21 protein-coding genes are annotated in these 21,461 nt (G+C 63.7%); 12 read left to right on the top strand and 9 right to left on the bottom strand.

Annotated features, from left to right (window positions below):
* Positions 1 to 237 precede the first annotated feature (237 nt).
* The 5 genes from ACSBQT_RS05745 to ACSBQT_RS05765 form a co-directional block, all read right to left on the bottom strand.
* Positions 238 to 678 (bottom strand): hypothetical protein, encoded by a 441-nt coding sequence (locus tag ACSBQT_RS05745; protein WP_410711075.1) that lies wholly within the window; start codon positions 676 to 678, stop codon positions 238 to 240.
* Positions 675 to 1,778: an adenosine deaminase gene (locus ACSBQT_RS05750; protein ID WP_139470381.1), complete on the bottom strand. Its 1,104-nt coding sequence runs from the start codon at positions 1,776 to 1,778 to the stop codon at positions 675 to 677. The genes ACSBQT_RS05745 and ACSBQT_RS05750 overlap by 4 nt, the downstream gene beginning before the upstream one ends.
* Positions 1,779 to 1,815: 37 nt before the next feature.
* Positions 1,816 to 2,976, bottom strand: coding sequence for a BMP family lipoprotein (locus ACSBQT_RS05755; RefSeq protein ID WP_410711074.1), 1,161 nt, complete (start codon positions 2,974 to 2,976; stop codon positions 1,816 to 1,818).
* Between the two features lie 116 nt (positions 2,977 to 3,092).
* A complete protein-coding gene (locus ACSBQT_RS05760; RefSeq protein ID WP_410711073.1) occupies positions 3,093 to 4,265 on the bottom strand; it encodes an amidohydrolase in 1,173 nt (390 codons plus the stop codon).
* 152 nt (positions 4,266 to 4,417) lie between these two features.
* Positions 4,418 to 5,527 (bottom strand): mannose-1-phosphate guanylyltransferase, encoded by a 1,110-nt coding sequence (locus ACSBQT_RS05765; protein WP_410711072.1) that lies wholly within the window; start codon positions 5,525 to 5,527, stop codon positions 4,418 to 4,420.
* A 345-nt stretch (positions 5,528 to 5,872) separates the two neighbouring features.
* Here ACSBQT_RS05765 and sdhC point away from each other — a divergent pair, with 345 nt between their 5' ends.
* The 6 genes from sdhC to ACSBQT_RS05795 all read left to right on the top strand — a co-directional run bounded on the left by sdhC (position 5,873) and on the right by ACSBQT_RS05795 (position 11,392).
* A complete protein-coding gene (sdhC, locus tag ACSBQT_RS05770; RefSeq protein WP_081770431.1) occupies positions 5,873 to 6,250 on the top strand; it encodes a succinate dehydrogenase, cytochrome b556 subunit in 378 nt (125 codons plus the stop codon).
* 1 nt (position 6,251) lies between these two features.
* Positions 6,252 to 6,701: a succinate dehydrogenase hydrophobic membrane anchor subunit gene (locus ACSBQT_RS05775; protein ID WP_025778711.1), complete on the top strand. Its 450-nt coding sequence runs from the start codon at positions 6,252 to 6,254 to the stop codon at positions 6,699 to 6,701.
* A 9-nt stretch (positions 6,702 to 6,710) separates the two neighbouring features.
* Positions 6,711 to 8,471, top strand: coding sequence for a succinate dehydrogenase flavoprotein subunit (sdhA, locus tag ACSBQT_RS05780; RefSeq protein ID WP_410711071.1), 1,761 nt, complete (start codon positions 6,711 to 6,713; stop codon positions 8,469 to 8,471).
* Positions 8,471 to 9,259, top strand: a complete 789-nt coding sequence (locus tag ACSBQT_RS05785) for a succinate dehydrogenase iron-sulfur subunit (protein ID WP_101546859.1) — start codon at positions 8,471 to 8,473, stop codon at positions 9,257 to 9,259. Before sdhA ends, ACSBQT_RS05785 begins: the two co-directional genes overlap by 1 nt.
* A gap of 320 nt (positions 9,260 to 9,579) precedes the next feature.
* Positions 9,580 to 10,806 (top strand): D-alanyl-D-alanine carboxypeptidase family protein, encoded by a 1,227-nt coding sequence (locus tag ACSBQT_RS05790; RefSeq protein WP_410711070.1) that lies wholly within the window; start codon positions 9,580 to 9,582, stop codon positions 10,804 to 10,806.
* Positions 10,807 to 11,221: 415 nt separating this feature from the next.
* Positions 11,222 to 11,392, top strand: a complete 171-nt coding sequence (locus tag ACSBQT_RS05795) for a hypothetical protein (RefSeq protein ID WP_155807412.1) — start codon at positions 11,222 to 11,224, stop codon at positions 11,390 to 11,392.
* Positions 11,393 to 11,621: 229 nt separating this feature from the next.
* Here ACSBQT_RS05795 and nrdF read toward each other — a convergent pair whose 3' ends face one another.
* The 4 genes from nrdF to nrdH all read right to left on the bottom strand — a co-directional run bounded on the left by nrdF (position 11,622) and on the right by nrdH (position 15,532).
* The gene (nrdF, locus tag ACSBQT_RS05800) at positions 11,622 to 12,593 is read right to left on the bottom strand and encodes a class 1b ribonucleoside-diphosphate reductase subunit beta (RefSeq protein ID WP_098731519.1); all 972 of its coding nucleotides are present in this window, start codon (positions 12,591 to 12,593) and stop codon (positions 11,622 to 11,624) included.
* A gap of 145 nt (positions 12,594 to 12,738) precedes the next feature.
* A complete protein-coding gene (nrdE, locus tag ACSBQT_RS05805; RefSeq protein WP_410711347.1) occupies positions 12,739 to 14,865 on the bottom strand; it encodes a class 1b ribonucleoside-diphosphate reductase subunit alpha in 2,127 nt (708 codons plus the stop codon).
* 5 nt (positions 14,866 to 14,870) lie between these two features.
* Positions 14,871 to 15,284, bottom strand: coding sequence for a class Ib ribonucleoside-diphosphate reductase assembly flavoprotein NrdI (gene nrdI / locus ACSBQT_RS05810; protein WP_410711069.1), 414 nt, complete (start codon positions 15,282 to 15,284; stop codon positions 14,871 to 14,873).
* 2 nt (positions 15,285 to 15,286) lie between these two features.
* Positions 15,287 to 15,532, bottom strand: a complete 246-nt coding sequence (gene nrdH, locus ACSBQT_RS05815; protein WP_025778731.1) for a glutaredoxin-like protein NrdH — start codon at positions 15,530 to 15,532, stop codon at positions 15,287 to 15,289.
* Between the two features lie 685 nt (positions 15,533 to 16,217).
* Between nrdH and ACSBQT_RS05820 the strand changes: the two genes are divergently transcribed.
* The 6 genes from ACSBQT_RS05820 to ACSBQT_RS05845 are packed head-to-tail and all read left to right on the top strand — an operon-like array spanning position 16,218 to position 21,459.
* A complete protein-coding gene (locus tag ACSBQT_RS05820; protein ID WP_139908556.1) occupies positions 16,218 to 17,213 on the top strand; it encodes an AAA family ATPase in 996 nt (331 codons plus the stop codon).
* A gap of 12 nt (positions 17,214 to 17,225) precedes the next feature.
* Positions 17,226 to 18,110: a DUF58 domain-containing protein gene (locus tag ACSBQT_RS05825; protein ID WP_410711068.1), complete on the top strand. Its 885-nt coding sequence runs from the start codon at positions 17,226 to 17,228 to the stop codon at positions 18,108 to 18,110.
* Positions 18,097 to 18,549 (top strand): hypothetical protein, encoded by a 453-nt coding sequence (locus tag ACSBQT_RS05830; RefSeq protein WP_410711067.1) that lies wholly within the window; start codon positions 18,097 to 18,099, stop codon positions 18,547 to 18,549. The genes ACSBQT_RS05825 and ACSBQT_RS05830 overlap by 14 nt, the downstream gene beginning before the upstream one ends.
* Entirely contained in the window at positions 18,540 to 19,514 is a 975-nt protein-coding gene (locus tag ACSBQT_RS05835; RefSeq protein ID WP_410711066.1) for a vWA domain-containing protein, read from the top strand. The genes ACSBQT_RS05830 and ACSBQT_RS05835 overlap by 10 nt, the downstream gene beginning before the upstream one ends.
* Positions 19,511 to 20,677: a vWA domain-containing protein gene (locus ACSBQT_RS05840; RefSeq protein ID WP_410711065.1), complete on the top strand. Its 1,167-nt coding sequence runs from the start codon at positions 19,511 to 19,513 to the stop codon at positions 20,675 to 20,677. The genes ACSBQT_RS05835 and ACSBQT_RS05840 overlap by 4 nt, the downstream gene beginning before the upstream one ends.
* The gene (locus ACSBQT_RS05845; RefSeq protein ID WP_410711064.1) at positions 20,674 to 21,459 is read left to right on the top strand and encodes a hypothetical protein; all 786 of its coding nucleotides are present in this window, start codon (positions 20,674 to 20,676) and stop codon (positions 21,457 to 21,459) included. The genes ACSBQT_RS05840 and ACSBQT_RS05845 overlap by 4 nt, the downstream gene beginning before the upstream one ends.
* Positions 21,460 to 21,461 lie beyond the last annotated feature (2 nt).

The following is a 21,461-nucleotide window of genomic DNA, read 5'->3' on the forward strand; positions in this document are numbered from 1 at the left end:
GCACCTCTGTGACGCGAGTTAAGTGTGCGCACATTGCCCATCAGACGCCGGTTTTTGGCAATCTGCCCACACTTAACTCGTGCTGACCGACACCCAGCGGCTCGAAGTCGAAAGAACTGAGGTCGCTATCGGATACTCTGCGCAGAATTCAGGTCGCAATCGGATACTTTTCTCGCTCGAAAGTATCCGATTGCGACCTATAGCCGGGCGAGTGACCGTCTCGACCACTCAAGCCCGTCAATCAGTCAGGGCGCGGTTGTAGGCGTCGACGACGGCGGGCAGGAAGAAGCCCAAGAGCACGGCGATGGCGGTGACCAGGCACGCCAGCCCCAGCCACAGGGAACCGCCGATGACGCTGAAGGCGAAGACGATGACGAGCAGCTCGAAGGCGATCGCCGCCGGACGCGCCCACCGGTGCAGACGCCAGGCGCCCCGGGCCGCGGCGCCGACACCGGCCGCGAAGATGAGGAACATGACAGCCAGACCGATGAGCGAAGTCGCCAAGGGTCCGGCGGTGATCGCGGTGATCACGAACGACACCGCCGCCCCGACCAGAGCCAGCGCCTGAATGCCGAGGACGCTCACGGGCAGCAGCATCGCCCGCGGGGTCGGAACGCCGTGCCCCTCAGGTTCCGGTGAGGCACCGGACTCTGCGGCCCGGTCATTGCGTGAGCTCAAATGGTCACCCGGGCGAATCCGGGGATGAGGATCTCGTCGAGCATGCGCTCGCGCACATCCAGGGGCAGGAAGGCAGCGGTGATGGCGTTGACCGTCGCCCATTCGAGGTCGGTCTGGTTCCAGCCGGCCTCATCGACGAGCAGACGCATCTCACGTGAGACGGATGTGCCGGACATGAGTCGGTTGTCCGGGTTGATGGTGACCGCGAAGCCGAGGTCTTTCAGTCCCGTGATCGGGTGGCTGGCGATGGTGCCGCCGATGTCGGTCTGCAGGTTGGAGCTCGGGCACAGCTCGAGCGGGATCTGCTGGTCGAGGACCCAGGCGGCGAGGCTGCCGAGCTGACCCTGGCCGTCGACGATGTCCATGTCCTCGACGATGCGCGCACCATGGCCCAGGCGCTGAGCGTGGCAGATGGTGACCGCCTCGTGGATGGATTCCTTGCCGGCGGCCTCACCGGCATGGATCGTCACCGGCACATAGGCCTGGTGCAGGGCGTTGAAGGCGGAGAGGTGCGCCGACGGCGGGAAGCCGTTCTCGGGTCCGGCGATGTCGAAGCCGACGACACCGGAATCCGCGCCCTTCTCACGATGGCGGATGGCCAGTTCGGCGATCGCCAGCGAATTGTCGGCCTGACGCATGGCCGTGATGAGCTGTCCGACGCGGATGTACTTGCCCTCGGCCGCGGCCTCGGAGACACCGGCTTCCAGACCGTCCTGGACGGCTTCGACGACGGCGTCGAGTTCGAGTCCGCCTTCGAGGTGCTGTTCGGGAGCCCACCTGGCCTCGGCATAGAAGACTCCGTCGGCCACTTGGTCGAGGACCCATTCCTTGGCCACGCGGCGCAGGTTGTCCTCACTCTGCATGACCGCCACGGTGTGCGAGAACGTCTCGAGGTAGCGGACCAGGTCACCGGAGTTCGCGGACTCGGAGAACCACCGGCGCAGCGATTCGGCATCGGAGGCGGGCAGGGTGTGACCGATCGAGTCGGCCAGTTCGAGCATCGTCGACGGGCGCAGACCGCCGTCGAGATGATCGTGGAGGGAGACTTTGGGCAGCTGCAGGATGGGGTCGTCCGATGCGACGCCGGCGGGTACATTCATCACCGTCTCAGCTTATCCGATGCGGCGCGCGCGCCCCTCATCCTTTCTCCGGGTCGATCTCCCCGCTCTTGATCCGCTCGCGCAGGTCCGTGATCCCGCGTCCGGCGTCGGAGACACGGGAGAGGAATCCGTCCTCGGCGACGATGCGCACTCCCCCGTTGTCGAGTGTGCCCCAGTAGTGGCGGTCGGCGACGCGGAAGCCGCCGATCTCCTCGGGCGCCTTCTTCGGAGCGGGGGCCACCTCGTCGGGGTTCTTGCTCTGCGGCCAATCGGGGAACATCGTGCGCAGTCCGCGGCGCACGTTCGGCTCCACGGTGGCCACGATCGCCTCGGAGAATCCGCCCGCGGTCCCGTACCAGACGATCTTCGGCCGCGGCGCCTTCTCGTCCTCGTCGACTTCGGTGACGGTGTTCATCTTCATCCGCTTCTCATCGGCTGCGGTGATCACGCCCATCGCGGCCGCCGAACCGAAGGGGACGAGCACGTCGACATCGGCATCGAAGGACCGTTCGAAGTAGTCCTTCCCTGCATCGCGGGTATCCTCGATCGCCCGAGGCGCACCGTTCGCCGAGGCGGTCTCGCCCGAGGAGGAACGGTAGGACTCAGCCTTCGGCAGATCCTCGTCCTTCTCCTTGTTGTACAGATCGACGCCGGCGTCGAAGGCACGCAGGAGGCGCTGCGACTGTGGGAAGCCGTGGGCGACGACGACGCCGACCTTCCCCGTCTCCGAGGCTGTAGCCGCGGTGTAGCCGGCGATGAATGCCGGCGGAACGAGGTCGAAGTCCATGCTCAGCACGTTCTTCGGCAGGTCATCGGTGCCGCTGGAGACCCCGAGGAACAGATCATCGGGATGATCGGCGGCGAAGTCCGCGAGCTCGTCCGCTCCCCCGGGTCCGATGACCGTGGTCAGTGCACAGTCGTTTTCGTGCATCCGATCCAATGCCGCCGAGGTGGCCGCCCCACCCGAGACACGCTGGCTCGAGGTGCCCGAGAAGACCCCGGCCCCGCGAGCCAGCTCCGTTTCCTCGAGAGTGAGGGCACCGGCGGAGTGATCGTCGAAGCCGGCGGGAGCTGAGACGAGGCAGCCCAAGGTCTCCTCTTCGAGGGCTTCGGGAGTCGTGACGGAGCACCCGGTCAGCACCAGAGAACCCGCCGCGGCGATGGCGGCGATGAAGGTGCTGCGGGTGCGGAGACTCATGACATCAAGATTATCGGCCCGGCATCCCGGCCGGGTAATCAGCGTGGCCGAGCCCGGCCGCAGTCAACGGTCGATCAGCTGTCACAGCCAGGTTGCCACCGACAGCTGCCGAGTCGTCACCGGTCGCGCTCGAGGACCTTGAGCGCGGTGGCGGTGAACACTCGGGCGGCAATGGCCACAGCGCGTTCGTCGATGAGCAGATCACCTTGGTGGATGTCGTAGGTGATGCCTCCGGGAGTGCGGGTGCCCAGACGGATGAGCGCACCCGGACAGTGGGTGAGGTACCACGCGAAGTCCTCCCCGCCCATGGACTGCGGGGTCAGCTGCACAGAGTTCTCGCCGAGCTCACCGCGAACAGCGGATTCGATGAGGGTGACCTGGTCTTCGGTGTTGACCACCGGTGGAACGCCTCGGCGGTGTTCGAGGTCGACCTCGACTCCGTACGGTCCGGCGATGCGGTCGACGAGCTCGGGCAGCACCTCGGCGACCTGGTTCCAGCCGTCGACGTCGAGGCAGCGCAGGGTTCCGCGCAGGATCCCCTCGCTGGGGACGACGTTGGCGGCATGGCCGGCGCTGATCTCGCCCCACACCAGAGAGATCGCGTGCCGCGGATCGATCAGCCGGCCCAGGGTCGAGGGCAGGTCGGTGGCGAGTTTGCCCAGCGCATAGACGAGGTCTTCGGTCAGATGGGGACGGGAGGTGTGCCCGCCATGTCCGGAGAGGCGGATGATGACTGTGTCGCCGGCGGCGGTGATGGCGCCGATGCGCGAACCGACCTTACCGATGTCGACGTTCGGGTCGCAATGGACGGCATAGACCTCGGGCACATCATCGAGCACGCCCTGGGAGATCACGCGCAGCGCACCACCCGGAGTGACTTCCTCACCGGGCTGGAAGATCAGTCGCACGCGACCGCCGAGGCCGCCGGGCCGTGATTCGTGGATCTTCTGCAGGGCGATGCCCGCACCGATGAGGGAGGTCAGGTGGACGTCGTGGCCGCAGGCATGGGCGACGCCGGGAACGGTGGAACGGAATTCCTCGTCGATGAGGTCATCGACCGGCAGGGCGTCGATATCGGCTCGCAGTCCCACGGCCACCGGCCCCTCGCCGACTTCGCAGACGACCCCGGTGCCTTCGAGGCGCTGGGGACCCAGACCTGCGGCTTCGAGGCGGGCAACGATCTTGTCGGTGGTCTCGAACTCCTGGAAGGACAGTTCCGGATGGGCATGGATGTCGCGGCGGAAATCGATGAGCTCTGCACCGATCTCAGCGATTGTCGAGCTGATCACGTCGGGTCCTTCAGTGCGGGGAGGTCGGGGATGGGCGATGTCGAACATTTCAAGCAATGCTAGGCACTCGATGTCATAAATGTGCCCATTGCGACCAATTTCGACATACTTCGCGTCCTGATTCCCGCCTTCGCCGAGGCGGTCGGCCGGGATCAGAGCAGTTCGTCGAGTCCGCGCTCACCGGCGACGGACACTGCCTTCTTCACATCCTGGGCGTGAGAGCGGGAGGTGATGAGGAGGACGTCGTCGGTGTCGACGACGACGAGGTCTTCGAGTCCGACGATCGCCACCGTCCTCGGCCCTTCGGAGATCACGACTCCCGAGGCATCGACTTCGAGCAGGTCGGTGTTCCCGCCGATCGAGATCACTCCGCGCGGCTCCCCGGGAACCGGCTGCCGCAGTCGGGCCACCGAGTCGAAGTCGCCGACGTCGTCCCAGCCGAAGTCACCGGGGATGACGATGACCCGACCGGCCGCAGCCGCGGGTTCGGCCACCACATAGTCGATGGCTCGCTTCTCCAGTCCGGGCCACACGGCGCGCAGCACCTCGTCGTGGTCGGGGGTGTCCCAGGCCTCGGCGATCCTTGCCAGCCCCGAATAGAGGGGCGGGTCCTCCTCGGCGAGGATGTCGAGCAGAGAGGAGGCCTTGGCGATGAACATGCCCGCGTTCCAGCGGTAGCGCCCGGAGTTCACATACTGACGGGCGGTGCTCGCCTCCGGCTTCTCCGCGAATGCCAGCGCCCGCCTGGCCGTCGGTGCTCCCTCGAGACCGAGCAGGTCACCGGTCTCGATATAGCCGTAGGCGGTGGCGGGATTGCGGGGCATGATGCCGATGGTGACGATGTCGCCGGTCTCCGCGGCGGCCACGGCCTGGTCGATGACGAGGCGGAACTCGTCGACGTTCGTGATCGAATGGTCGGCGGAGAACGAGCCGACGATGGCATCGGGGTCTTCGCGGGCGATGATCATGGCGGCCAGTCCGATGGCGGCGGCCGAGTCCTTCGGGGAGGGTTCGGTGATGATCTGGGCGCGGGCGATATGCGGCAGCTGTTCGGCGACCTGATCGAAGTGGCTCTCACCGGTGACGACCCAGACCCTGTCTTCGCCGACGATCGGCGCGACCCGGTCCCAGGTGGCCTGGATGAGGCTGCGGCCGAGGCCGAGGACATCGTGGAGGAACTTCGGCGTCGCCCGGCGAGACAGCGGCCACAGGCGCGTTCCGGATCCGCCGGCGGGGATGATGGCGTGGAAGTGCGTGTTCACGATTTCAGTGTCTCAGAGTTCGGGCACACGTTCCCCGAGGTTGCCCGCCGTGTCGGATGAGCCGATCCTCACGGCTCCGGTGGGGATCTCCCCACCTCAGGGCCGCCTCGGTGATGGTCTGCCTGAATACCTGGGCCGTCCAGGTCAGGACGGGAGCGAGACAATTTAGAACACACGACTGTGATGTAATTGAAATTTCGTGAGACGCGAAATCCCAGTTTTGAGGGAATTGCCAGGGTTGCGGTGTGATCCGGGACGCTCAGCCGTGTCTCGACTGGCACGGAAGCGGTCTTCGGCGTAGTTTCTAGACGTACACACCCGAATATTCAAGATGGAGGATGCTCCGTGGCCAAAGCGTCTACGGGCACTCTGTACCGAGGAAACGAAGGAATGTGGTCCTGGGTCGCGCATCGCGTCACAGGCGTCGGAATCTTCTTCTTCCTTCTGGTCCACGTGCTCGATACTGCACTCGTCCGCGTCTCGCCCGAGGCCTACAACGCAGTGATCGGAACCTATAAGACACCGGTCATGGCATTCGGTGAGATCGCGCTCGTCGCCGCAATCGCATTCCATGCGTTCAACGGTCTGCGCGTCATTCTCGTCGATTTCTCGAAGAGTGGCCCGAAAAATCAGAAGAAGCTGTTCTGGGGAGTCATGGTTGTGTGGCTCATCATCATGATCGCCTTCATTCCCCGCCAGCTGATGCACACCTTCGGAGGCTGACATGAGCACAACATCCATTCCGGCTCCGCGGACCGGCTACTCCCGGCACAAGTCGACGCGTTCGAAGTTCGAGATGTTCGCATGGCTGTTCATGCGCATCTCCGGCGTCGTGCTCGTCATCCTCATCTTCGGCCACCTGTTCGTGAATCTGTGGGCCGGCGACGGCGTCCAGGCCATCGACTTCGGCTTCGTCGCAGGCAAGTGGGCCAGCCCGTTCTGGCAGATCTGGGATCTGCTCATGCTGTGGCTGGCGATGCTGCACGGCACCAACGGTCTGCGCACCATCATCATGGACTACTCCGAGAAGCCCGGCACGCGCATGTCCCTGCAGGTGATCCTCTACATCGCCTCGGTCATCGTCATCGTGCTCGGCACGCTCGTCATCTTCACGTTCGATCCCTGCCCGGCCGGAGCGGACCCCTCGGTCCTGGCTGAGTTCTGCAAGGCCTAAAGGAGAAACATGCAGGTACATCATTACGACGTCGTCATCGTCGGTGCCGGCGGCGCCGGCATGCGTGCGGCGATCGAGTCGGGCCAGCGTGCCCGCACCGCCGTTCTCACCAAGCTCTACCCCACCCGTTCGCACACCGGTGCCGCCCAGGGCGGAATGTGCGCCGCGCTGGCGAACGTGGAAGAGGACAACTGGGAATGGCACACCTTCGACACCGTCAAGGGCGGTGACTACCTGGTCGACCAGGACGCCGCCGAGGTGATGGCCAAGGAAGCCATCGACGCCGTCCTCGATCTCGAGAAGATGGGGCTGCCGTTCAACCGCACCCCCGAAGGCAAGATCGACCAGCGCCGCTTCGGCGGTCACACCCGGGACCACGGCAAGTCCGCAGTGCGCCGCTCCTGCTACGCCGCCGACCGCACCGGTCACATGATCCTCCAGACCCTGTACCAACAGTGCGTCAAGCACGGCGTGGAGTTCTACAACGAGTTCTACGTCCTCGATCTCCTCATGACCGAGGTCGACGGGGTCCAGCGTCCGGCGGGCGTCGTGTCCTACGAACTGGCCACCGGTGAGATCCACGTCTTCCAGGCCAAGTCGGTCGTCTTCGCCACCGGCGGTGTCGGCAAGGTCTTCAAGACCACCTCGAACGCACACACCCTGACCGGTGACGGCATGGCCGTGACTTACAACCGCGGAATTCCGCTGGAGGACATGGAGTTCTTCCAGTTCCACCCGACGGGCCTCGCCGGCCTAGGCATCCTGCTCTCCGAGGCGGCTCGTGGTGAGGGCGGCATCCTCCGCAACTCCGAGGGTGAGCGCTTCATGGAGCGCTACGCCCCCACGATCAAGGACCTCGCTCCGCGTGACATCGTGGCCCGCTCGATGGCCAACGAAGTGCGTGAGGGCCGCGGCTGCGGACCGAACAAGGACTACGTCCTGCTCGACCTCACCCACCTCGAGCCCTCGCACATCGACGAGAAGCTGCCGGACATCACCGAGTTCGCCCGCACCTACCTCGGTGTGGAGCCCTACACGGAGCCGGTGCCGGTCTTCCCGACCGCGCACTACGCGATGGGCGGCATCCCGACGAACATCGAAGCCGAAGTCCTCGCGGACAACGACACCGTCATCCCCGGCCTCTACGCCGCCGGTGAATGCGCCTGCGTGTCGGTGCACGGTTCGAACCGTCTGGGCACGAACTCGCTGCTCGACATCAACGTCTTCGGAAAGCGCGCCGGCATCGCCGCCGCGGAATACGCGAAGACCGCCGAGTCCGTCGAACTGCCCGAGAACCCGGCGAACGACGTCGTCGAGATGCTCGAGAAGATGCGCACCTCGGACGGCACCGAACGCATCGCAGCGATCCGCAAGGATCTGCAGGACATCATGGACGCCAACGTGCAGGTGTTCCGCACCGACGAGACTCTGCGTGAAGCACTCGACGAGATCGCCAAGCTGCGCGAGCGCTACAACAACGTGGGCATCCAGGACCGCGGCAAGCGCTACAACCTCGATCTGCTCGAGGCCGTCGAGCTCGGCTTCCTGCTCGAGCTCGCCGAGGTCATCTCCGTCGCCGCGATCCACCGCAAGGAATCGCGTGGAGGACACTTCCGCGAGGACTTCCCGGATCGTGACGACGAGAAATTCATGCACCACACGATGACCTACCTCGATCCCGAAGCGGAGACCGACGGCATCAAGGGCATGCGTCTTGAGACGAAGCCCGTCATCGTCACCCGTTACCAGCCGATGGAGCGTAAGTACTGATGAGCACCGATACCACCCCAGAGCCAGCGTCGAAGATCGACCTGCCGACACATGTGTCAGGCGAAGGCGGGTCCATCCCGTCCTTCGACTGCACCTTCCGGATCGCTCGCTTCGACCCCGAGGTCGATTCGGAGCCGCACTGGGAGGAATACAGCATCACGATGTACGGCACCGACCGTGTGCTGGATGCTCTCCACAAGATCAAGTGGGAGATCGACGGTTCGCTGTCCTTCCGCCGGTCCTGCGCCCACGGCGTCTGCGGTTCCGATGCGATGCGCATCAACGGCCGCAACCGCCTGGCCTGCAAGACTCTGCTCAAGGACCTCGACACGTCCAAGCCGATCACTGTCGAGGCGATCAAGGGCCTTCCGCTCGAGAAGGACATGATCGTCGACATGGAGCCCTTCTTCCAGTCGTACCGCGAGGTCATGCCGTTCCTCGTCACCTCGGGACACGAGCCCACACGTGAGCGTCTGCAGTCGGCCGAACAGCGTGCGGCTTTCGACGACACCACGAAGTGCATCCTCTGCGCTGCGTGCACCTCGTCGTGCCCCGTGTTCTGGACCGACGGCCAGTACTTCGGTCCTGCCGCGATCGTCAACGCGCACCGTTTCATCTTCGATTCGCGTGACGAAGGCGGAGACATGCGCCTCGAGGTCCTCAACGACAAGGAAGGCGTGTGGCGCTGCCGCACCACCTTCAACTGCACCGAGGCCTGCCCTCGTGGCATCGAGATCACCAAGGCCATCGCCGAGGTGAAGCAGGCGATCCTGCAGCGCGCGTTCTGATCGCGCCAGTCCGATCCCGACTGCAGCGGCCCCGCACCACACGGTGCGGGGCCGCTTTCGTGTGTCCCGCCTCGGTGGGTGTGGGGGTCGTCGCTTCGACCGTGCTCCAGCCGGATTTCGGTACACAATTCTCTCTAATGCACAGTGAGGAACCTGAGCAGTCCAAAAGAATCTGTACCAAAAGCTCACTCGAGCCGATGGGAGGGCACCCCTGCCGGTGGGGACGCCTCGGCGAGGGGGGGGTGCCGCCTCGGTGATTGCTCGTCCCAGTGAGGGAATCCTGAGGACGAGCTGCTTGCGGCGAAAGTAGAATGGTGCGCATGCGTTTCACCGGCTCGACTGCTTCCTCACTACGCGCCCTGCCCCTGAGCATCCTCGGCTTCGCCGCCGCACTGCTGATGGTCGCCGCGCAGCTCGTCCACTCCCCCGCCCCCGCACACGCGGTGCCGCAGCCGGCGGAGTCGACAGCACCGGCGTATGTCAGTCCAGAGGACCTCGGTGACGGTGCGAAGCCGCCGAAGCCGACGGGCACGTCCTGGCTTGTCGGCGACCTCGACTCCGGGGAGCTGCATGTGGCGAAGAATGTGGAGAAGCGGCACGCTCCGGCGTCGACGATCAAACTGCTCACGGCACTGGCGCTCGTCGACGAGTTCGACGACAAGAAGAAGAAAGTGACCGCCGAGTTCGAGGACATGGAAGTCGATGGGACGAAGGTCGGTCTCATGCAGACGAACAAGTACTCCATCGATCTGCTCTTCCACGCCATGCTCATGTCGAGCGCCAATGACGCTGCGAATGCTCTGGGCCGGGCAGCAGGCGGGCAGGACAAGGCCGTGAAGCTGATGAACGAGAAGGCCGCTGAGCTGGGCATGTCGAATACGCAGGCGAAGAACACCTCGGGACTCGATGCAAAGGGCCAGTACACGACCGCTGAGGATCTCATGAAGCTCGCGTGGGCGGTGTGCGAAGACGACTACCTGATGAAGGTCATCGGCACGGAGACGTTCAAATTCCCGGGCGGAAAGAACCCGCAGACGAAAGAGAAGTTCAAGGGCTACGAGATCCAGAACCATACGAAGATCGTCGGCCAGGTCGACGGCGGGCTGGGCCTGAAGAATGGGTTCACTCGGGCTGCGAAGGGCTCGTACGTGGCCGTGGCTGAGCGTGACGGGCACCGTGTGGTCGCGACGATGCTCGGCATCGACAACAACTCTCGCCAGGTGGCCGTGGACCTGCTCGATTGGGATTTCGCCCAGAAGGACCCGAAATCGCTGCAGACCGTGCCCGTCGGGGTTCAGGCCACCGCCGAGGCGGCCCCTACCGCCACTGGCAGCTCGAGTGATGCAGGGGGTGCCGAATCGGATTCGAGCGGAGCGACGGAATCCCGGAAGTCCGATGAGTCGGAGTCATCCATGGCGTCCCAGACCGTCGGTGCAGCACTGGACAATCCCCTGGCGCTCGTCGTCCTGGCCGGTGGGGTCGTGCTCTTCATCGCCACGGTGATCCTGTGGCTGCGGCTCCGGGCGCGGATGCAGGGCCGACGATAGGGGCATTCAGAGCCTCCTCGGCCAGAGGCCGGCAAAAACGATTTGCAGGTCCACCACGGCGAGAGGATCAACGGTAAGGTTCGGTGCCGCCTCGGCGAGATGGCCGGAGGTAAGGTCGGTCGACCTGAGCCTAGGGTTCTGACCTCAATTGGACAACGTCGACATAGACGCGTTACGCTTACAACTTGCGTTCGAAGTTGTCCGCATTCATCGAACTGATCGTTGCGTTGCTCCTGACGACAAGCTTTTGAAGTCGTAGGCCCCGATCATGGTTCGACTTTGCAGATGAATGTTCCGGACACTGTGTCTCTTCGAATCGCAGATCCCCATGGCGACCACCCAATCGCCGTATTGAGAACCTGAAGAATAGCGCGCGTCGTTGCCTGCTATTCACAACTGAAGAAAGGAGGGAACCATGTCTGAGTTCCCACAGTGGGTCCAACGCGGGCTCGCACACGCAGGAATGATCGATCCCCGGATCAGCCGTCAGGCTCCCGGTGAGATCACGATCGAAGATGCGACCGGCCGTGTTGTGCTGTTCACCGGCACCTCGCTGCGTGAGATCACGCCGATGGCCGCCGCCTGATACGAACCTCGGTCACCCTGATCTGCAGGGATCAGCACGGCCCAACCGGGTCGGCCTGGTCCTCACTGATTGAGTAGACGCCCACTTGCTGCCGGGTTTTACGCAGCAGGTGGGCGTCTGTCGTTCACCGCCATATCGAACCCGGCTTCAACTCACAAAGGCCGAAACCAACGACCCACCCGAGCGAGTGTGCTCGGATGGGCCGATTCCGCATCTGTGGCGCGAGGACTCAGAAGTCCCAGTCGTCGTCTTCGGTGTTCTCGGCCTTGCCGATAACGTAGGACGATCCCGAACCGGAGAAGAAGTCGTGGTTCTCATCGCTGCCGGGCGAGAGAGCCGCGAGGATGGCCGGGTTGACCTGCGTGACCTCCTTGGGGAACATCGCTTCGTAACCGAGGTTCATCAGCGCCTTGTTCGCGTTGTAGTGGAGGAACATCTTGCAGTCCTCGGACAGTCCCACCGAATCGTAGAGGTCGTGGGTGTAGGCGACCTCGTTCTCGTAGAGCTCGAACATGAGGTTCATCGTGTAGTCCTTGAGCTCCTGCTTGCGCTCCTCGGACTGCGACTCCAGACCCTTCTGGTACTTGTAGCCGATGTAGTAGCCGTGCACGGCCTCATCGCGGATGATCAGACGGATGAGGTCAGCGGTGTTCGTCAGTTTGGCGTGTGCCGACCAGTACATGGGCAGGTAGAAGCCGGAGTAGAAGAGGAAAGACTCGAGCAGCGTCGAGGCGACCTTGCGCTTGAGCGGATCGTCACCCCGGTAGTAGCTGAGGATGATATCCGCCTTGGACTGCAGGTACTTGTTCTCACGCGACCAGCGGAAGGCCTCGTCGATCTCCTTCGTCGAGCACAGGGTCGAGAAGATCGAAGAGTACGACTTCGCGTGCACGCTCTCCATGAACGCGATGTTCGTCAGCACCGCTTCTTCGTGCGGGGTGACCGCATCCGGGATGAGCGAGATCGCACCGACGGTGCCCTGGATCGTGTCGAGCAGGGTCAGACCGGTGAAGACGCGCATCGTCAGCGTCTTCTCATCGTCGGTCAGAGTCGCCCAGGACTGGATGTCGTTGCTCAGCGGGACCTTCTCCGGCAGCCAGAAGTTGCCGGTCAGCCGGTCCCAGACCTCGTCATCGATCGGATCGACGACGCGGTTCCAGTTGATGGCATCGACATGCGATGCCAGAGTCAGATTCTCCAACGCTTTCTCTCTTCCCAAAGTGCTGTTCGTCGTAAGTACGTGCTGTCTGCGCGGCAGACGAAAGTCATGTGTGCGGGCCCAGCCGGCGGCTTGAGGCCCGCACGAAGCCGGCGGACCGATTCACATCGGTCCGCCGATTCCATCATCAGAGCATGCAGGAGACGCAGCCATCGACTTCCGTGCCCTGCAGAGCGAGCTGCCGGAGCCGGATGTAGTAGATGGTCTTGATGCCCTTGCGCCAGGCGTAGATCTGCGCCTTGTTGATGTCACGAGTGGTGGCGGTGTCCATGAAGAACAGTGTCAGCGACAGCCCCTGGTCCACGTGCTTCGTGGCCTCGGCATACGTGTCGATGATCTTCTCGTAGCCGATCTCGTAGGCATCCTGGTAGTACTCGAGGTTGTCGTTGTCCATGAAGGGAGCCGGGTAGTACACGCGGCCGACCTTGCCCTCCTTGCGGATTTCGATCTTCGAGGCCACCGGGTGGATCGACGAGGTCGAGTTGTTGATGTACGAGATCGAACCGGTCGGCGGCACGGCCTGGAGGTTCTGGTTGTAGATGCCGTGCTCGGCCACTTGAGCCTTCAGCTCGCGCCAGTCGTCCTGGGTCGGGATGTGTACGCCTGCTTCGGAGAACAGCTCGGTCACACGAGCGGTGCGCGGTTGCCAGACCTCATCGGTGTACTTGTCGAAGTATTCGCCGGTGGCGTACTTCGACCGCTCGAAGCCGGCGAAGGTCTCTCCGCGCTCCTTGGCGATCTCCATCGACGCCCGCACACAGTGGTAGGCGACGGTGTAGAAGTACATGTTCGTGAAGTCCAGGCCCTCGTCGGAACCGTAGTAGATGTGCTCACGAGCGAGGTAGCCGTGGAGGTTCATCTGCCCCAGGCCGATGGCATGCGACATGTCGTTGCCGCGGGCGATTGAAGGCACGGACTGGATGTTCGAGGTCTCGGCGACCGCGGTGAGTCCGCGGATCGCGGTCTCGATGGTCTGCCCGAAGTTGCTCGAGTCCATCGTCAGAGCGATGTTGAGCGAACCGAGGTTGCAGGAGATGTCCTTGCCGACGACGTCATAGCCGAGATCGTCGTCGTACTTGCTGGGTTCGGAGACCTGGAGGATCTCCGAGCACAGGTTGGACATGATGATCTTGCCGTCGATCGGGTTCGCCTTGTTGACGGTGTCTTCGAACATCACGTACGGGTAGCCGGACTCGAACTGGATCTCGGCCAGAGTCTGGAAGAACTCGCGGGCGTTGATCTTCTTCTTCTTGATCGCCGCGTTGTCGACGAGCTCGGTGTACTTCTCGGTGACGTTGATGTCGGAGAAGGGCACACCGTAGACGCGCTCGACGTCATAGGGGCTGAAGAGGTACATGTCCTCGTTGCGCTTGGCCAGTTCGAAGGTGATGTCCGGAATCACGACGCCCAGAGACAGGGTCTTGATCCGGATCTTCTCGTCGGCGTTCTCGCGCTTGGTGTCGAGGAACTTGTAGATGTCGGGGTGGTGGGCGTGCAGGTACACGGCACCGGCACCCTGGCGGGCTCCGAGCTGGTTGGCGTAGGAGAACGAGTCCTCGAGCAGCTTCATGACGGGGATGACACCCGAAGACTGGTTCTCGATCTTCTTGATCGGTGCACCGGACTCGCGGACGTTCGTCAGAGCGAAGGCCACACCGCCGCCGCGCTTGGACAGCTGCAGAGCGGAGTTGATGGACCGGCCGATCGACTCCATATTGTCTTCGATGCGCAGCAGGAAGCAGGAGACGAGCTCGCCGCGCTGCTTCTTGCCGGCGTTGAGGAACGTCGGGGTGGCCGGCTGGAAACGACCGGCGATGATCTCGTCGACGAGCCGGGTGGCCAGGGTCTCGTCTCCGCGGGCCAGGAAGAGAGCGACCATGACGACGCGGTCCTCGAAGCGTTCGAGGTAGCGCTTTCCGTCGAAGGTCTTCAGCGTGTAGGAGGTGTAGAACTTGAACGCGCCGAGGAAGGTCTGGAAGCGGAACTTCTGATCGTAGGCGCGCGCCGAGAGCTGCTCGATGAAGTCGAACGAGTACTGCTCCAGGACCTCGGGCTCGTAGTAGTCCTTCTCGACGAGGTAGTCGAGCTTCTCCTTGAGGTTGTGGAAGAAGACGGTGTTGTTGTTCACGTGCTGCAGGAAGTACTGCCGGGCAGCCTGCTTGTCACGCTCGAACTGGATCCTGCCGTCCTCGTCGTACAGGTTCAGCATCGCGTTGAGCGCGTGGTAATCCAGATCCGTCTCTTCGCGGATGATGTCCTCTACATTGCGGTCTTCAGCGAGCTCGCGCACAGTTTGTCCAATCCTAGGTTGACAGCGTCGACATCTTCCTGAGTGCCCAGGAGTTCGACTCGATACATGAGGGGTACTTGACACTTTGCCGCGACCTTGAGGGCCGCGCGGCAGTAGTCCTTGCCGAAGTTCGTGTTTCCGGCGCCGATGACACCGACGAGATGGCGCCGGTTCTCTTCGACATTGAGGAACTTGATGACTTGTTTGGGAACAGCCCCGCGATTGCGACCGGCCCCATAGGTGGGGGTGACGAGAACGAATGGCTCATCCACTCGCAGCGTCGGCTCCTTGGTCAACGTCGGCAACCGCACTGCCGGGTGCTGCAGCTTCGCGACGAAGCGGTGCGTGTACTCGGAGTTGGCGGAGAAGTAGACCAGCAGCATTGTCAGGCCACGACGGACGCAGACTGTTCGCCGGTCAGGGTCGCGATCTTGTCCGGACGGAAGCCTGACCAGTGATCGTTGTCGGTGACGACGACGGGAGCCTGCATGTAGCCCATGGCCTTGACGACGTCGAGGGCGTTCTCGTCGACGCTGAGATCCACCGACTTGTACTTCAGGCCCTTAGCGTCGAGAGCACGGTAGGTGGCGTTGCACTGGACGCAAGCTGGCTTGGTGTACACGGTGATCATGACGACTCCTTCATTCTGCTGTGCAGTTCGGCATTCTGATGGCTGTGACCGTGTCCCGTCAACTGCTCGATCATGATGAATATCACGAGGCGCAGGCTCAGGGGTGACCACTAGATGTTGTGTTCGGGTTAGACCTTACCCCTATATCCAGTGTTACACCAGTGTCATTTGCAGGTTCCACACCCTGTGTCGTCACCGTCCACAATCGTCCACAGGCTGTGAACGACACTCGTGTAGTTCGATCACCTGCGCGGACGCTGGGATCGGCGGCTTCGGGACCGATTTCCGACCCTTTTTCCACCTCCGTTTTCCACCGCTTTCCACAGGAAAAAATTTTGCCTGTGGGCATGTCGCAGAGTCCGCGACCGACGATTCCGAACTCCTTCGTGCGGCACCGATCACGTCGGCGCGGAGGCGACCATCACAGCACCTCCTCACATCCGTCCGTCGGTTCCATCGACGCTACAGCCCGGTCCTGACACGAGGTGGCCGCGCCGTGAATGGCAGGTGGCGGACGGACGCCGCTCGGATATCGCTGCGAATTGTGTGTCAGCACTGCAACGTTCTCGGCTGTTGCGTGTCAGTGCCAGCCAATATGCTGGAGACCACAGAAACGCATCAGACGGCGTGGCTGAACGACCACAGCGGCATCGAGACACCAGTGACACCGAGAGACTGAGGGACCATGACGGCAACGGCACCGGCGAACACGCAGGAGATCGCGCACGCACAGACGATCCTCAAGGCTCTGGAGTCCTACCTCGACCATTTCGTCGTCGGGCAGCAGCGGCTGCGCGAATCCCTGCTCATCGGACTTCTCTCCAGTGGCCACCTGCTGTTGGAGAGCGTGCCGGGGCTGGCGAAGACCACGGCGGCCGCGGCTCTGGCCAATGCCGTGGACGGAAAGTTCTCCCGCATCCAGTGCACCCCCGATCTGCTGCCGGCCGACATCATCGGCTCGCAGATCTACAACGCACACGAGGGGTCGTTCAACACCGTGCTCGGTCCCGTGCATGCGAACATCGTCCTCCTCGATGAGATCAACCGGTCGTCGGCGAAGACCCAGTCGGCGATGCTCGAGGCCATGCAGGAGAAGCAGACGACGATCGGCGGCAAACGCTTCGAACTCCCCCGCCCCTTCCTCGTCATGGCCACGCAGAACCCGATCGAGCAGGAGGGCACCTACCAGCTGCCCGAAGCCCAGCTCGACCGGTTCATGATCAAGGACCTGCTCACCCACCCGAACCCCGGCGAAGAGGTCGAGATCCTCTCCCGCCTCGACTCCGGGGTCTTCGACAAGGACTCGGTGCCCGATCCGGCCTGCTCGCTCGACGATGTCGTGACCATGCAGAGCTACGCCCGCACCGTCTACATCGACCCGGCCATCACCCGCTATCTCGTCGAACTCGTCCACGCCACCCGCAATACGACGAAGTACCTCGGCCGATTCGCCCCGTTCATCGAATACGGAGCCAGCCCACGTGCCTCCATCGCGTTCACGAACGCCGGCCGGGCGCTGGCGATGATCCGCGGCCGCAACTACGTCATCCCCGAAGACATCAAAGACCTCGCTCACCGAGTGCTGGCCCACCGCATCCAACTCAACTTCGAAGCCGCCGCCGAGAACATCACGAGCGCCCAGATCGTCGATGCCCTCCTCATGGCAGTGCCCACTCCCTGATCGGCTGCCGCGATGACTGTCCTGCTCAACCGAATCAAGGCGCGGATGACCATCCACGCCCATCGGCGGACCCGGCGCCTCCTCGACGGCGACTACTCCTCGGTCTTCCACGGCCACAGCCTCGACTTCGACGATCTGCGCGACTACATCCCCGGTGACGAGATCCGCGACATCGACTGGAAAGCCACCGCCAGGCACACAGAACCCCTGGTCAAACGCTACGTCGCCCACCGGCGGCACATCCTCGGCCTCGTCGTCGACACCTCCCGGAACTTCGACGCCGTCACCTCCGCCGGAGCCGACAAACGCCACCTGGCCATCCTCATGGCCGGGATGGTCGGCTACCTCGCCGTCCGCCACGCCGACGACGTCATGCTCATCCACGGAAACGCCGGACACACCACCGCTTCCCCGCGGAAGGGCAGCGAGGCCCACCTCGAGCACCTCCTGCAGCAGATCCTCGCCGAGACCGGCACCGACTCCCCCGGGTCGATCAACACCCAGCTGCAGTGGATCACCAGCCATATCAACCATCGGATGCTGCTGGTCGTCATCTCCGATCAGGCCCCGCTCGGACCTGAGGCCGAAGCGACGATCCGTCGGCTGCGCGCCCAACATGAGGTCCTGTGGATCACGATCACCGACGCGGACCTCGCAGGACTGCCGTCCGCCTCGGCGCCGTTCGACGTCGCCCGACCCGACCATGGACTGCCGACCTCGGTGATGACGAAACCCGAGGTCCGACAGGAATTCGCCCTCGCCGAGGCGGCCCGCCGTCAGCAGCGCATCGACCTTCTCGCCAAGCTGGGCATCGCCCACATCGAAATCGACCATCCGAAGTCGGCCCTCGGCCGACTGCACACTCTTCTGCTGAGGCACCGCCGTGGGCCCCGCTGAGCTCATCGGGCCCCTGGAGGTCTCCCCGGCGTGGTACGTGGCGGCCTGCTTCGTGCTGCTGCTGGCATGCGGAAACCTCTTCGCCCCGCTCTTCCGTGCCGCCGCCGGAGTCACCGCGGCGGACGGACCGCGCATCCCGATTCCCGTGCGCAGCACCTATCTCTCCCGCATCAGCGCCGTGGAGACGGGTCTGACCGCAGAATCGGCGGACGTGCGCGAATCGGCACAGCAGCTGGCGACGATCGTGCGCGAATTCGCGCATGACGCGTGGGGCGTCAAAGCCGAGCACCTGACCTACCGCGATGCGGCAGTCGCCGGTCTCGACGACCTCGCGCAGTGCCTGCTCGGCCTCTACGAGGCGGAGTTCGCCGAAGCCGAACCGCCCGGTCTGCAGCCGCAGATCGCCGAGGCCCGGAAGTTGGTGGCGCGATGGTCCTGATGTTCTGGTGGCTGGCGCTCATCCTGCTGGCCCTCGCCGCAGCCGCAGTCTTCTGGTTCCGCCGTCCGAAGACGACGGAGTCCTCTTTGGCCGTCGCCCACAGCGGGCGGATGACGAGCCTGCCGAGTTTCCGCAGGGCCATGCGCAGACGGCTGGTGACGACGGTCGCCCTCCTCGGAGTCATCGTCCTCACCGGGCTGTCCGCATTGGCGGGAATCGCGCGTCCGGCCTGGGTGGAGACGGTCAACCCGGAGCGGAAGATGCGCGATGTCATGCTCTGCCTCGACGTGTCCGGGTCGATGCTCGGCTACGACGCCGATCTGCTCGAGTCCTACCAGGAGCTCGTCGACCGCTTCGACGGCGAACGCATCGGCCTGACCGTCTTCAATGCCACCGCGGTCTCCGCATTCCCGCTCACAGACGACTACGACATGGTCCAGAACTACCTCGCTGAAGCCGAGGAGGGATTCCGCACCTGGGGTGCAGAGGGCACCGACTACTCGTGGTCGACCTCTCCGCCGAACATCGGCGGCTCCTCACTCATCGGCGACGGGCTCGTCAGCTGCGTCGACAACTTCGACCGGCAGGACGAGGACCGGTCCCGGTCGATCATCTTCGCCACGGACAATATGCTCGCCGGTGAGCCGCTCTTCGAGCTCAACGAAGCCGCCGATATCGCCGTCGACGCAAAAGTCCGCGTGTACAGCCTCTCCCCTCCCTCGGTGCTGACGACCACTCAGACGAAGGAGCTGCGGTCCGTGTCCGACCGTACCGGCGGCGAACAGTTCGACATGGGTTCGGCCTCGACGATCGACCGCATCGTCGAGGAGATCCAGAGCCAGGAAGCGGCGAACACCCCCGGCCGTTCGTACACCATCGTCCACGACATGCCGGTGGTTCCGCTCGCACTCGCCGTCTTCGGCCTCGCCGGAGTGTTCGTGCTGGCGTGGAGGACGAAATCATGATCTTCGATCCCGTCTTCACCTGGTTCGGTTGGGGCTTCATCGTCCTCGCCCTGCTCACCGTGTGCATCATCCCCGCCATCCGCGGCGACGGAGCACGCTGGAAATGGTTTGCCCGCATGGGCGTCGTCGCCGTGCTCGCCGTCGCACTGGCGCGCCCCGGGATCCCCATCAAATCCTCGACCGAGGAGTACGAGGCACGTGCCGATGTGTACTTCGTCGTCGACGTCACGACGTCGATGGCCGCCGAGGACTTCGACGGGGACGACACCCGCCTCGAGGGGGTCAAGAAGGACATGCTCGAACTCGCCGACGCCTTCCCCGGCACCCGGCTGAGCATCATCACCTTCGCTTCGACCGCAGCCACTGTGATGCCGCTGACGACCGATCACGCCGCCTTCGCCTCCGCCGTCGACGTCCTCGCACCCGAATCTTCCATGAATTCCAGAGGCTCATCGATCACCGAGGCCGGTGAGGAGCTCGATAAGCGGATGACGTCGAACGATGGGGACCGCCCGGAGAACAAGAACGTCGTGTTCTACTTCGGCGACGGTGAGCAGACCGTATCGGAGTCCCCGGAGTCGTGGTCGCCCTTCGCCTCCCGCATCGACAGCGGCGCCGTCTTCGGATACGGCACCGATCAAGGCGGAAAGATGCGCGACAGCCAGCCTTTCGGCTACGGGTCCGGTGTCGGTGACCCCGGCAATGCGCCCGGCATCGGCGACCCCGATGACCCTGATGACGATCAGGCACCGCCCGAGTACATCCAGGACCGCAACGGCAATCCGGGGATCTCGAAGATCGACGAGGGCAACCTGCGCCAGATCGCCTCGGACCTCGGCGTCGACTACCACCACCGCGACGGAAACGGCGCGATCTCCAGCGTCTACACCGCCCCGAAATACGATCAGGCCCTGGTGAAGAAGGACGGCCGGGTCACCGTCGACGAATACTATTGGGTCCCGCTCATCCTCGTCTTCGCGTGGATCGCCGCGGAGCTCGTCTTCGGAGTCCGCGAATACCTTCGCCTCAAAGCGATCACCCCCAAGCGCCCTCGCCGAGGCGGCCCACCCGGTCCCGGAGGTCCGCTTGGTCCCGGAGGCCCACCCGGTCCCAGCAGATCGGTTCCCTATCAGCCGGTGCCCCACCGGGGAGGTCCGCGATGAACCGCGTGAAGAATCTGTGGTCACGGCTGCGTCGGATCACGAAGATCAACCTCATCCTCGGCACGATATTCGCCCTGATCTTCGGCTATATCGCCATGGCCACATATTTCGGAACAGCCTCGCAGGTCAGATACACCTCGAACGACTTCCCCGGTGCCAAGAAGGCGGCGACGGCGTTCCTTCGGGTCAGCCCGTTCCAACGCCATATCGGCTACTTCAACCGCGGCACCGCCGAGGCGGCCGTCGGCGACTACGACGCTGCCCAGACCGATCTCGAAGCTGCTCTGGAGATCGCTCCGACCTCGGCCGAATGTGCTGTGCGGATCAACCTGTCCTTTGTCTATGAGAAGCAGGCAGATCAGATCGCCTCCCAGGACCCCGACCAGTCGCAAGAACTCTACGACCGTTCGCTGAAGACCCTCGAAGATGCGCCCGAGGAATGCCAGCCGAAGAAGAGCGAAGAGAAGCAGAAGAGCAGCCAGGCGAAAGAACGCGTCGAGGACAAGAAGCAGGGTGAGAAAGCCAAGGACGAGGGAACCGACGACAGCGAGTCCGAGGACGAGGACTCGAGGGAAAAGGACTCCGGAGACGAGAAATCCTCCGGAGATGAGGGCCAGGACCCCGGGGAAGATGAGGAGAAACCGGAGGATTCCTCAGGCAAGTCCGAACGTGAGAAGAAGCGTGACGAGCTGGAGAAGCGCCGCGAGGACTCCGAACGACAGCAGCAACAGCAGGGTCCCGGCGGCGACGGAGGACGGTCGACCCCGGAGAAACCCTGGTGATC

Origin of the sequence: Brevibacterium sp. H602, from assembly GCF_051172395.1 — a bacterium.
GTDB lineage: Bacteria > Actinomycetota > Actinomycetes > Actinomycetales > Brevibacteriaceae > Brevibacterium.